The sequence below is a fragment of the Paracoccus litorisediminis genome, assembly GCF_009711205.1.
Taxonomy (GTDB): domain Bacteria; phylum Pseudomonadota; class Alphaproteobacteria; order Rhodobacterales; family Rhodobacteraceae; genus Paracoccus; species Paracoccus litorisediminis.
In genome coordinates this window covers 91923-104637 of record NZ_WMIG01000010.1, presented here as the reverse complement: position 1 = coordinate 104637, position 12715 = coordinate 91923, and the positions used below count along the sequence as shown (strand labels likewise).

The 12715-nt window shown below is 67.4% G+C and carries 10 protein-coding genes; 1 reads left to right on the top strand and 9 read right to left on the bottom strand.

What is annotated here, in order from left to right; all coding sequences use genetic code 11:
• The 8 genes from GL300_RS16500 to GL300_RS16465 form a co-directional block, all read right to left on the bottom strand.
• Positions 1-1230: an SfnB family sulfur acquisition oxidoreductase gene (locus GL300_RS16500; protein ID WP_155040757.1), complete on the bottom strand. Its 1230-nt coding sequence runs from the start codon at positions 1228-1230 to the stop codon at positions 1-3.
• A 15-nt stretch (positions 1231-1245) separates the two neighbouring features.
• Positions 1246-2076 carry an ABC transporter permease subunit gene (locus tag GL300_RS16495; protein WP_225612419.1) on the bottom strand — a complete coding sequence of 277 codons (831 nt, stop codon included), beginning with the start codon at positions 2074-2076 and terminating at the stop codon, positions 1246-1248.
• Entirely contained in the window at positions 2076-2897 is an 822-nt protein-coding gene (locus tag GL300_RS16490; protein ID WP_155040755.1) for a taurine ABC transporter ATP-binding protein, read from the bottom strand. The genes GL300_RS16495 and GL300_RS16490 overlap by 1 nt, the downstream gene beginning before the upstream one ends.
• A complete protein-coding gene (tauA, locus tag GL300_RS16485; RefSeq protein WP_155040754.1) occupies positions 2894-3871 on the bottom strand; it encodes a taurine ABC transporter substrate-binding protein in 978 nt (325 codons plus the stop codon). The genes GL300_RS16490 and tauA overlap by 4 nt, the downstream gene beginning before the upstream one ends.
• A 161-nt stretch (positions 3872-4032) precedes the next feature.
• On the bottom strand, positions 4033-5400 hold the full coding sequence (chrA, locus tag GL300_RS16480; RefSeq protein ID WP_155040753.1) for a chromate efflux transporter: 1368 nt from the start codon (positions 5398-5400) through the stop codon (positions 4033-4035).
• Positions 5397-6233, bottom strand: a complete 837-nt coding sequence (locus GL300_RS16475) for a chromate resistance protein ChrB domain-containing protein (RefSeq protein ID WP_155040752.1) — start codon at positions 6231-6233, stop codon at positions 5397-5399. The genes chrA and GL300_RS16475 overlap by 4 nt, the downstream gene beginning before the upstream one ends.
• 117 nt (positions 6234-6350) lie before the next feature.
• The gene (locus tag GL300_RS16470) at positions 6351-7559 is read right to left on the bottom strand and encodes a winged helix-turn-helix domain-containing protein (RefSeq protein ID WP_155040751.1); all 1209 of its coding nucleotides are present in this window, start codon (positions 7557-7559) and stop codon (positions 6351-6353) included.
• 67 nt (positions 7560-7626) lie between these two features.
• A complete protein-coding gene (locus GL300_RS16465) occupies positions 7627-9834 on the bottom strand; it encodes a heavy metal translocating P-type ATPase (RefSeq protein WP_155040750.1) in 2208 nt (735 codons plus the stop codon).
• A 92-nt stretch (positions 9835-9926) separates the two neighbouring features.
• Here GL300_RS16465 and GL300_RS16460 point away from each other — a divergent pair, with 92 nt between their 5' ends.
• Positions 9927-10379 (top strand): MerR family transcriptional regulator, encoded by a 453-nt coding sequence (locus GL300_RS16460; protein WP_155040749.1) that lies wholly within the window; start codon positions 9927-9929, stop codon positions 10377-10379.
• Here the strand turns inward: GL300_RS16460 and GL300_RS16455 are convergent.
• Positions 10360-12654: a penicillin acylase family protein gene (locus GL300_RS16455; RefSeq protein ID WP_155040748.1), complete on the bottom strand. Its 2295-nt coding sequence runs from the start codon at positions 12652-12654 to the stop codon at positions 10360-10362. The two genes, GL300_RS16460 and GL300_RS16455, sit on opposite strands and share 20 nt — an antisense overlap.
• Positions 12655-12715 lie beyond the last annotated feature (61 nt).

Genomic DNA, 12715 nt, shown 5'->3' with positions numbered 1-12715 from the left:
TCAGTTCCATTGATGGCGCGCGGGCAGGGCACCGTTCAGGTGCCAATTGCCCAGCAGGTGATATTTCCAGCGCAGCGGGTCATGCAGCGTGTGGACGCGGGCATTGCGCCAGACGCGGCCAAGGTTCGGCGCGGCGCGGGTGGCGGCTGACCCGGCCAGCTCGAACAGCTTTTCAGCGGCGTTCAGCGCGATTTCGCTGGTCAGGATCTTGGCCTCGGCCACCGCGACCGAGGCGCGGGCGCTGGATTCTAGCGTCACTTCGCCTGCCGCGATGTCGTTCAGCAGCCGGGCCGCGTCATGAAGCACGGCGCGGGCGGCCCAAAGGTCGATCTGAAGCCTGCCGATATCGGCGATGATATATGGATCGTCCTGCGCGCGACTGACGCCGGAATCGACCCAAGGCCGGGCCTTGTCGCGGACAAAGGCAATCGCCTGATCCAGCGCGCCAATGGCGATGCCGCTGTCGATCGCGGCCTGCACCAGTTGCGAGACCGGGCCCGCCAGCCCCGGCACCTGCGCGCGCTGCCAGACCGGGATGATCTGATCCTCGGGCACCGCGACATTGTCAAAGACCACCGTCCCCGAGGCCGTAGTGCGCTGGCCAAAGCTGGACCAGTCGTCGATCACCGTGACCCCCGGCGCGTCATGGGGCACCCAGACCTGCACCGGGCGGCCCTGCTCGTCATTGGCACGGGTCGGAATCCAATGCGCAAAGATCGCCCCGGTCGAATAGAAGCGCCGCCCGTTCAGACGCAGGCCGTCCGGGCCGCGGGTCAGGCCGGTCGTGTTATGGGTGATGACTTTCGGACCCTTTTCCGGCCCGGCATTGCCGATCCGCGCGCCCGACAGGATATCGGCAAACCAGCGCGCCTTCTGGTTCGGGCTGCCCGCTTCGGACAGCAGCTGGACGACGCCGAAATGGTTTTGCGGGATCTGGCCCACGGAACTGTCGGCGGCGCAGAGGATCTCGAACACCTCGGCCAGCGTCAGATAGTCAAGGCCCGGCCCGCCATAGGCGCGTGGCACGGTGATCGCGCCAAGGCCCGAGGCGCTGAAATCGGCGATCTCTTCATGGGGCAGGATGCGGTCACGGTCGCGCTCGGCGGCCTTGGGTGCCCAGTCGGCGGCAAGGCGGTGGGCGGCGTCCAGCGCGGCCTCGCGCGTGTCGATCCGGGCGGGGGCGACGGGGCGTCCGGTCGCGGGATGGTTCAGGGGGTCATGGATGGTCATGGGAAATCCTTCGCGTCAGCTTTTTCCGATCCAGGGCAGGAAGCGCCGCTCGATCAGCCGCAGCCCAAGTTCTGAAATCGTGGCCAGTCCCGCGATCACCAGAATGCCGGCGATCACCATGTCGGTGACCAGGAATTGCGCGGCGAACTGGATCATGTAGCCAAGGCCTCGGGTCGCCGCGACCAGCTCGGCCGCGACAAGGGTGGTCCAGCCCGCACCAAGCGCGATGCGCATCCCGGTCAGGATCGAGGGCAGGGCCGCGGGCAGCATCACCTCGGCCACGACCTGCCAGCGGCTGGCGCCAAAGGCACGGGCGGCGCGGATCTGGTTCTCGCCCGCCGCGCGGATGCCCGACACGGTCGAGATCACGATGGGCGCCAGCATGGCGATGCCGATGACAAGGATCTTGGAGGGCTCGCCGATGCCGCACCAGATGATGATCAGCGGCAGATAGGCCAAGGGCGGCAGCGGGCGGATGAACTCGATCAGCGGGTCAAGAATGCCGCGCCCGGCGCGCGACGTGGCGATCAGCACCCCGGCCGGGATGCCGATGGCCATGGTCCCGATCAGTGCCGCGAAGACCCGCCACAGGCTTGCCCCCATATGCTGCCACAGGGTCGCGTTGGCGTAACCCTCGGTCGCGGCGCGCAGCAAGGCCTGACCGACCCGCAATGGCGAGGGCAGGAACACCGGCGAGACCCAGCCCCGGCCCGAGGCAAGCCCCCAGACCAGCAGCACCAGCGTCACGGTTCCCAGGGCGTAGGCCAGCCCAAGCGGCAGGCGGCGCGGGCTTTTGTCGGCGCGAGGCGGCATCTGGACCGGGCTTTCAATGGCGCTGTCGCTCATCATGCGGCCTCGCGTTCGTAGATGGCATCGACCAGCCGTTCGCGGGCAGCGATGAAGCCCGGCTCGGATTTCAGCGCGCGCGGGTCGTTGCCCGACAGGAAACGGCGGCCCCAATCTGCGCTTTCCTCATGCACGATCCGGCCGGGACCGGGGGCAAGAACCACGATGCGGGTCGACAGGAACAGCGCTTCCTCGATGCTGTGGGTGATCAGCATCGCGCCGGCATGGCTGTCCTGCCACAGCCGCAGGATCAGGCCATGCATCAGCTCTCGGGTCATGGCGTCCAATGCACCAAGCGGTTCGTCCATCAGCAGAAATTCCGGCTGGGCGGCAAGGGCGCGGGCAATCCCGACGCGCTGGCGCTGGCCGCCGGACAATTGCCAGATGCGCTTGGCCCCTTCGCCAGCCAGCCCGACCGCCTCAAGCAGCCGGGCGGCGCGGGCATGCCGTTCCGACGCGGGGACGCCCGCCAGCTTCAGCGGCAGGGCGACGTTGTCGGCCACGCTCCGCCACGGGTAAAGCGCGTCATCCTGAAACACCACGGCGCGCTCGGGGCCGGGGCCGGTGACCCTGCGCCCGTCGATCAGCACCTGACCCGCATCCGGCGTCAGGAACCCGGCGGCCAGATTCAGCACCGTCGTCTTGCCCGAACCCGAACGGCCGACGACGCTGACAAATTCGCCGCGCTCGATCCGCAGCGACAGGTTTTGCAGCACCGCGATCCCCGCCCCGTAATTCAGCGAGACATCCCGCAGCGACAGAACGGACCGGGCGGATTGCGCCCGGTCCAAGGTTACTGCCTGCGACGCGAGGTCGGTCATTTCCCGGCCGCGATCGCGAAGCTTGCGTTAACATAGGGCGCATAATCGTCCAGCGCCTTGGCCGAGCCCTGTTCCTCAAGGAAAGCGGCGGTGGCCTTGATCGCCTGCGCCGTCGCGCCGCCAAGGAACTGCTCGCTGCCCTGATCCTTCAGCCCGGCAAAGGCATAGCCCTTGAGCAGCGCCGGCACATCGGCAGCGGGCGCGCCGGTCAGCTTGGCAATTTCCTGCGCCTCGGCGCTGTCAGGCCCCCATGCCGCGGGATTGGCCAGATAGGCATCGGTGACCTCGCCCGTGGTCCTGACGAAGGCGGTGACGATATCGGGGTGCTTCTCGGCATAGTCCTTGCGCACGATCCATGCGTCAAAGGTCGGCCCGCCCCAATCGGCCACCTGCTTGCTGTCGGCCAGAACCGTGCCGCCCGAGGTCTTGATCTGGTTCAGCACCGGGTCCCAGACATAGGCGCCGTCGATATCGCCGCGTTCCCATGCCGCACCGATTTCCTGCGGGCGCAGGTTCAGCAGCTTCACGTCGCCGGGCGCGACGCCCCAATGTTTCAGCGCGGTCAGCAGCGAATAATGCGCGGTCGAGACGAAGGGCGTCGCGATGGTCTTGCCCTTGATCTGCTCGGGCGAGGTCACGCCCTTGACGGCCAGCGCCTCGGCCTCGGCGATATTTCCGACGACATAGACCGTCTGGATCGGCAATTGCTGCGAAGCGGCGGCGGTCAGCGGCGACGATCCGACATAGCCGATGTCTATGGCCCCCGAGGCGATGGCCGCGATTACATCCGCGCCGCCGCCGAACAGTTTCCATTCGATTTCCGCGCCGGTGGCGGATTCGTATTTGCCGCCCGCCTGCGCGACGCGGGCGGGTTCAACGATTTGCTGCCAGCCAATGCGCAGTTGTTCGGCCAGGGCGGGAAGCGCCGTCGCCGAGAAAAGGGCAGATGCCAGCACTAGAAGACGGGGTGTCATGATGTTCTTGGTCCTGATTGATCGGCCATGCCGAATTCACGACCAAATTTACCGTGATTAGACCGGAACTCCATTCCAAAGAACGGCACGGTAGGGAAAGGAACCTACTGACCCGATGGGGCTTGGCAGAAGAACGCTGTCGCGTCCGTCAGCGCTGGCGATCAGGCCCAGCCCGCCAGATGCAGCGCCATGCCGGACAGCGCCGCGCTGAGCAGCACCTTGACCATGCCGATATTCAGCCGGAACACCGCCAGCAGCGCCAGCGCCGACAGGCCTGCGGCCAGCCAGTCGATCGACCCCAGCACCGGCAGCTCCAGCGACAGCGGTCCCAGCTGGTGCCGTGCGACTTCGCGCCAGATGACATGGATGGCAAACCAGATGGCAAGGTTCAGGATCACCCCCACCACCGCCGCCGTCACCGCCGACAGTGCCGCCGACAGCGCCTTGTTGGCGCGCAACCCCTCCATGAAGGGGGCGCCAAGGAAAATCCACGCAAAGCAGGGGGCGAATGTCACCCATGTCGCCAGCAACCCGCCGACCGTGCCCGCCAGCATCGGCATGGCCCAGCCTGCCTCGCGATATGCGCCCATGAAGCCCACGAATTGCAGGACCATGATCAGTGGGCCGGGGGTGGTCTCGGCCATGCCCAGCCCGTCCAGCATCTCGCCCGGTTGCAGCCAGCCATAGGTGCCGACGGCTTCCTGCGCGACCCATGCCAGCACCGCATAGGCCCCGCCAAAGGTCAGCACGGCGAGTTTCGAGAAATAGGTGGCGATGTCGGTAAAGACATGGCCGGGCGCAAGCAGGACCAGCGTCCCGACCGGCAATAGCCACAGGACCAGCGCAAAGGCCCCGGCGCGCAGGGCCGCCGCGCGCGCCGCCCCCGACAGCGGGCCAAGCTCGCGGCCCAGCAGGGTCTGGGCGTCGTCGACATGGGCCGCGCCCAGCTTGCCATGGCCGCCCGTGTCTTGGAACGCGGCCAGCCCGGCCTTGGCACCCAGCCACCCGATCGCCGCCGCCAGCGCCACGATCAGCGGGAAGGGCATGGCAAAGGCAAAGATCGCCACGAACGACCCGGCCGCGATGGCGCGCATCGCGTTGTTCTTCAACGCGCGCCGGCCGAGCCGGACCACCGCCTGCAGCACGATGGCCAGCACCGCCGCCTTCAGCCCAAAGAACAGCGCCGAGACAAAACCCACATCGCCAAAGGCGGCATAGATCCAGCTAAGCCCCATGATCGCCAGAATGCCGGGCAGGATGAACAGCCCACCCGCCACCAGCGCGCCGCGGACGCCATGCATCAGCCAGCCGATATAGGTGGCCAGTTGCTGCGCCTCGGGGCCGGGCAGCAGCATGCAGAAATTCAGCGCATGCAGAAAGCGGCTGTCGCCCAGCCATTTGCGCTCTTCGACCAGAATCCGGTGCATGACCGCGATCTGTCCGGCAGGGCCGCCAAAGGACAAGGCGGCGATGCGCGCCCAGACCTTGGTCGCCTCGGCCAGCGTCGGGAAATCGGCGCGCTGGGTCATGCCCCGGCCTTTCCGTGGCTTTGCCAGTCATGGACCTCGGCGGTGGCATCGCGGGACCAGCGGTAGAAGGCGTCGTACAGGCTCATTCCGGCCTCCAACTGTTCCAGATCGTCGGAATAGGTCCGCGACAGCCCCAATGAGGCGGCCAGCAGCCCGGCGCATTCGGGGGCCAGATCGGGCCGCGCCGTATCCGCGCCGCGCACGATGGTGGCCAGCCGGTCCAGCGCAGGCAGGTTCAGCCCGAACTCGCGGATCATCGTGTCAAAGCTGCATTGATCGCCGCGATGGCTCCAGAAGACGCCCTCGATGTCATAGGGCGCGGCCCCCATCGCCTCGGCCACGCTGGCGACCTCGCTGGGCGCGACATACAGAAACACGGCGCGTTGATCGACGAAACGGCGGATCAGCCATGGGCAGGCGATGCGGTCGATCTTGGGGCGTGAGCGGGTGACCCACAGGCTGCGGTCCTGGGCGTCCTTGCAGGTCAATTTGGACGCGTCAAAGACCGGATGTCCGCCAGCCAGCCACGCGGCATGTCCGCCCTCAAGATATTCGGCCCGCAGCCCCTCATGGCGCAGCCATGCGGCCACGCCCTGACTGCGGCCATGCCCTTCGGCACAGGCGACGACGACGGGTTGCCCGGGCAGTTCGACCGCCAGCCGGGCAAGCGCCGCGGGGGTCAGGGCGTCCTCGGGCAGGGCGCGGGCGGTGGTGATCAGGCGGGGGTCCTGTGATCGCAACCCCTCTCGCCGCACATCCAGAATGATCGGAGCCTTGGGTGTGCCGATCAGCTTGGCCAGCTTGTCGCAGGTAATCGCATCAGGCGCAGGCATCTGCGTTCCCTCCTTTGGTTCATCAGGAACAGGGTTGGAACGCGAACTTCGGCTGTCGCCTCGTGGGGAGGTCGCGGGTCCCCATGGGGCGGAATCTTTCCCTTGCCGCGCCTTCTGTCAAGCCTGCTGCGACATGCGCAGCCAATCCGGCAGGTAGCGCAGTTCCGAGACATTCACGAAGGGCGCAAGGCGTTCGAATTCGGCCGCCAGACCGGCAAGGCGGGCGCGGCCCATACGGATGCCCGGCTCGGGCCAGAAGGCGCGGATGACCAGCGCGTCATCCTCGCGCTTGGCATCGACGCGCCCGATCAGGCGATCGCCCTGCAGGACCGGAAAGACGTAATAGCCGTAGCGCCGCTTGGGTGCCGGGACGAAGATCTCGATCCGGTAGTGAAAGCCGAACAAGCGCTCGGCCCGCGCGCGGTCGCGCAGCGCCGGATCAAAGGGCGACAGCAGACGGATGCGGGTCGAGGGCTCGGGCAGGGTGGCGACGCTGTCCATCAGATCGGGGGTCGCATAGCTGCGGCGCGGCGTACCATCGGCCATTTCGACCGCAATTTCGCTGATCCGGCCAGCGGCCAGCGCCTCAAGGCACCACAGCTTTGCCTCATCGCGGGTGGCGATGCCGAAAAACGCGGCCAGCTCGCCGCTGGTCGCAAAGCCCAGCCGCTGCAGGGCCGAGGTCATGGCCCAATCGACGATCTCGGCATCGGGCAGATGGGTGGTCAGGTGTTCGGTCGGGATCACGCGCTCGGTCAGGTCATAGACCTTGCGGAAGCCCTCGCGGTGGCGGATCGCCAGCCGCCCCGAGCGCCACAGGAATTCCAGCGCGGTCTTGGAGGGATGCCAATCCCACCAGCCACCCGAGCGGCGCGGCTCATCCCCGCCCAGATCGCTGGTGCTGGCCGGGCCGTTATCCTGAATATGGCGCAGGACATTGTCGAATTCGGTGTTCCAGCCTTCGCCGCGCCAATTCAGCCAGCGGCTCTGCATATGGGCCTCGTCCCGCTGGAATTTCAGCCGCCACATCGGATAAAAGCCCATCGGGATCACGGCGGCGTCATGTGTCCAATGCTCGAATGCGCTGCGGTCGCGGGCGATCAGCCGGTCCAGCGCCTGCGGGCGATAGCGCCCGCGCCGCGACCACAGGATCAGGTCATGGGCGCGGGCCAGCGTATTGACGCTGTCGACCTGAACGAAGCCAAGATCGGACAGCACATCCGCCAGATCCTGCCCCTTGCCCGGCCCTGAACCGGGCCGAAGCAGCAGGTGCCGATCCAGAAACAGCCGGCGGGCGTCGCGGTTCGTCAGCAGGGCATCGGGCATCGGCGGACCTGTTTGCGGGTGGCGGAACCCGGACTGTTCCATATCGGCAGGCGACAGGGAATGCCGCTCAGCCCTGTTTCGACGGATCGTAGCCCAGCATCCGCAGCGCGTTCAGCGTCACCAGCACCGTTGCCCCGGTATCGGCAAGGATCGCGATCCACAGGCCCGTGATCCCCAGAACCGAGGTCACCAGGAACACCGCCTTCAGCCCCAGCGCCAGCGCGATGTTCTGGCGGATATTGCCCATGGTGGCGCGCGCCAGCCGGATCAGCGCCGGGACATCGCCAACCCGGTCGCGCAGGATCGCGGCATCCGCCGTTTCCAGCGCCACATCCGTCCCCGAGCCCATGGCCACGCCGATGCTGGCCTGTTTCAGCGCGGGGGCGTCGTTGATGCCGTCGCCGATCATCATCACGCCGCCCGTGCCGCTCATCTGGCGGATGGTGGTCAGCTTGTCCTCGGGCAGCATCCCGGCGCGGAACTCCATGCCAAGGCCGCCCGCGATGGCGGCGGCGGTACGGGGATTGTCGCCGGTCAGCATGGTCGCGCCGACGCCCATGGCGTTCAGTTGCCGCATCGCGTCCGAGGCATCTGGCCGCGGCTCATCGCGCATGGCGATCAGACCCAGCGGTTGCGCTTTGCGGAAGACGGCGACCACGGTCTTGCCCTGCTCCTCCAGCGCGGTTGCGCGGTCGGTGCTGTTCGCGGCGATGCCCTGCATTGCCAAGGCATGGGACGGGGACATGACCCAGGCCATGGTGCCGTCCACCATGGCTTCGACCCCCTTGCCGGGGATCGCCTTGGCCTGACGCGCGGGCAGCGGGGCAATGCCCGCGTCCTTGGCCCGGCCCAGCACGGCCAGCGCCAGCGGGTGGCTGGACCCGGTCTCGACCCCGGCTGCCACGGCCAGCAGCTCGGTTTCCGAAACGCCCGGTGCGGGGATCAGGTCGGTAACGACCGGGCGGCCATGGGTCAGCGTGCCGGTCTTGTCAAAGGCGACTTGCGTGACCTTTGCCGCGGCCTCGATCACCGCGCCGCCCTTCATCAGCAAGCCGCGTTTCGCCCCCGAGGACAGCGCCGAGGCGATTGATGCGGGGACAGAAATCACCAGCGCGCAGGGGCAGCCTATCAGCAGCAGCGCAAGGCCGCGATAGATCCATGTCTGCCAATCCGCCCCCATCAGCAGGGGTGGGATCAGGATCACCAGCGCCGCCATGCCGACAATCGCGGGCATGTACCAGCGGCTGAACCGGTCGATGAAGCGTTCGGTGGGCGCGCGGGCTTCCTCGGCATCCTCGACCAGTCGGATGATGCGGCTGATGGTGTTGTCGGATGCCTCCTTGGTCACGCGGATGCGCAAGGCGGCCTCGGTATTGATCGACCCGGCAAAGACCGCCTCGCCTTGTCCCTTGGAGCGCGGCAGGCTTTCGCCGGTGACCGGGCTTTCATCAATGCCCGAGACGCCCTCGACGATCTCGCCATCAGCCGGGATGCGGTCGCCGGGACGGACCAGCACGGTCTGACCGATGCGCAGGCGGTCGGCGGGAACCTCTCGGGTCTGGCCGTCCACCTCAAGCTGCGCGGTTTTCGGGACCAGATCGGCCAGCGCCCGGATGCCGTCGCGGGCCTTGTTGGCGGCAACGCCCTCCAGCGCCTCGCCGACGGCGAACAGGAACACGACCAGCGCGGCTTCTTCGGCTGCGCCGATGAACAGCGCGCCGAATGCGGCGATGGTCATCAGCCCCTCGATGGTGAAGGGCTGGCCAAGGCGCAGCGCGGCCAAGGCCCGCCGGGCCACCGGGGCCACGCCGATCAGGCAAGCGGCGACAAAGGCCCAGTAGCCAAGACTGGCCGAGGTCAGCAGCTCGAACCCCCATGCCAGCGCCAGCAGCGCTCCGGTCAGGATGACCAGACGGCCCTTGGCGGTGCGATGCCACGGTTTGCCCTGATCGGCGGGGTCGTCGTGGCTATGGACGGGCTCGGCGGTGTCATGCGCGTGCCCCGAGCAGCAGGTGTCGTGACCGGCGGCAGCGGCAGGCTGCGCGTCCTGTCGCGGTGCGATGCCGTAGCCCAGCTTGCGCACCAATGCCTCAATCGCGTCGGGCTGGGTCGTGCCCGGCGCCAGATCCAGCGACAGCCGTTCGGTCATCAGCGCGACCCTGACTGCGGACACGCCGGGCAACGTCCCGACCGCCTGCGTGACCTTGGTGGTGCAGGAGGCGCAGTCCATCCCCGTCACCGTCCATTCGCGCCGAATGCTTGCTTGCTCACTCATCGCCATTCCTCGAAGTCCTTTTGGCAGATCTTGCCTTCATTGATTCGGGACCCTAATTCCTCTAGCGACTATAGCTGCAAGAGGTTTCCGCGATGCTGACCATCGGCAAGCTGAGCGAGGCGACCGGGGTCAAGGTCCCGACCATCCGCTATTACGAACAGATTGCGCTGCTGCCCGAACCCGAGCGCAGCACCGGCAACCAGCGTCTTTACGGCAAGGCGGCGCAGGACCGGCTGAACTTCATCCGCCATGCCCGCGACCTTGGCTTCCCGCTGGAGGCGATCCGGGAATTGCTGGGCCTGTCGGACGATCCGAACCGGTCCTGCGCGGCAGCCGACCAGATCGCCAACCGCCAGCTTCGGGCGGTAAATGCCCGCATCTCGCGCCTGATCGCGCTGCGCGACGAGTTGCAGCGGATGCTGCAGCAATGCTCATGCGGGACCATTGCCGATTGCCGGGTGATCGAGGTTCTGGGCAATCACGAGCATTGCGCCCATGACCATCATGAGGGCGCGATGGCCGAGCTTATCCCGCCGTCAATGTGATACGCTGCCGGGTGGCGGCCTCGATCCGGGCGTCGGAGTACAGCAGCGGCGCGTATTCGCCCCCCGCCCAAAGCGGCTGCAGGTCGTGGTAATGCGGGTCGCCCGGCAGGCCGGACTGGCCCGGTGTATTGACGAACAGGCTGTTGTCCCAGCCGCCGACATCAATCAGCATCCTGACCGACGGTCCCATAAGCACATCAAGGCTTTGCAGGTCGTAGCCCGCATAATTCGGGCTGGCCGACGATCCGCCGCGCGGGATCGGCGGCAGCGACCATTCCGCAGGCGCCAGCCGGTGCAGCGGATGGCGCAGGGTCAGGCGGTGGATGCGACCCCATGCCCAAGCTTGCGGGTCCGCGCCCATCAGCTGGGCACAGTCCGTCCATGCCGCCTCAAGGCTGGCGATGATGTCCGGGGGCAGGTCCACCCGCGCCTGCATCCAGCGCAGAAGCGATGCAGGATCATAGGGTTGCAACAGTGGCAGGACGGCCTCGGACGCGCCTTCGTGACGGGCGATGGCCGGACCAAGATGGCGCGAGAGCCAGATCTCGATGTAGGCCGCAGCGGGGCTGTCGGCGGGAAGCGTGCCGTCGAAACCGTCCAGAAGCGCGCGGACAGGCGCGGGAATGTCCGGCCCTTGCAACAACCGTGCGAGCCCAAGCGCGATGCCGGAATGCAGGCTAAGCTGCATGGCCGCGCAATCCTGCAGCGTCACTTGGTCATTGCCTGCCAGCGCCGCGTTCAGGAAATCGTGGCGGCTGCTGTCCAGCCATTCATGGCCGGGGATCGGGCCGTCCCAATCCGGCGGCAGGTTGATGGCGTTGGCGGTGGCGATATACCCGCGAGACGGGTTCAGCTCAACCGGGGCGCTGTCGGGATCGTGCAGCCCCTGCCATTCGAAGCGCCCATCGCCGGGCACGGGCAGCAGGCCCTGCCAGCCCTTGCGGATCGGGGCGGCGCCGGCGGGTTTCCACAGGATATTGCCCGCCATGTCGCCGTAAATATGGTTGACCGAGGGGCAGCCCCAACCGCGCAGGGCTGCAAGATAATCCGGCGGCGTGGTCGCGCGCATGACCGAGAGGCTGGCCATATAGGGCGCGGTTCCGGGCAGGCTCCAGACGGTGCGCAGCGCAAAGGCATGGCTGGCGCTGCGGTGCAGCAGGGGGCCGTGGCGGGTGAATTGCAGGGTGATCCGCTGGTCGGGATGGCCCTTGACCGGCACGGTCTCGGTCAGGGTGGTCAGGCGCTGCCAGCCGTCGTGGTGGCGATACAGATCGGGGTCGTCCGGGTGCAGGTCGTAGGTGTAAAGGTCTTCCTGATCGTGGCCGTGGATGGTCAGGCCGAAGGCGGCATGGCCGTTATGGCCCATCGAGATGCCGGGGACCATCGGCTCACCCGCGCCGATCGCGTCGAAGCCGGGCATGGTCAGGTGGGTGATGTAGCGCACCGAGGGCAGGACATGGGTGCGGTGCGGATCAAGGCACAGGATCGGGCGGCCCGATGCCGTGCGCGCGCCCGAGACCACCCAGTTGTTCGAGCCCTCGGTGGCGGCGATGCGGTCAATCTCGCCCAAGGAGGTGGGGCGGGTCCACAGATCGGCGTCAGAAAGCGGCGCGGCCAGACGCTCGGGCGAGAAGCTGACCGGGCTGACGCCCAGCAGGAAATCGCGCAGCACGCGGGCGTCAAGGCTGTGCAGGTCCAGACCCTCGGCGATCTCGGGGATGGTGAAGGGTTCCAGATTGCGGCGCAGCAGGTCCAGATGCGCACCGGTTTCCGGACCCATCAGCGCCATGACGCGGGCGCGCAGCAGTTCCGAGGTGGCGTTGCGGGTCAGGGAATGGCTGCGGATGCGGGCGACATCCGATGGCTGCCACAGCGCGGGGCGGTTGCCGAGCAGGGTGAATTCCGGGGGTAGGGGCAACTCGCCCGCGTGGACGCCGTCGACATAGGCGTTGATGCCCTTGGCGAAGGCGGTGCAGATCGCCTCGGCATCGGGGGCATAGGCCGCCCATTCCACCGCCATGTCGCCGCGATAAAGCAGCAGGCGCGCGGCGCGGTCCTGCGCCAGATAGCCCGGTCCGAAATCGCCCGCCAGCAGGCCCAACCCGCGCTTGCGGGCCAGATCGATCTGCCACAGCCTGTCGCGGGCGGCGTTCCAGCCTTGGGCAAAGAACAGGTCGTCGCGGTTCTCGGCCCGGATATGGGCGATGCCCCAAGGGTCGATGCGGATCGAAACAGCGTCGGTCAGCCCGTCAAGACGGTGGATCTGGTCGGTCATGGGATGTCCTTGGGGGCCTTTTTTGGGGGCCTTTTGGATCGCCGCGCCCAAGGCAGGGGCG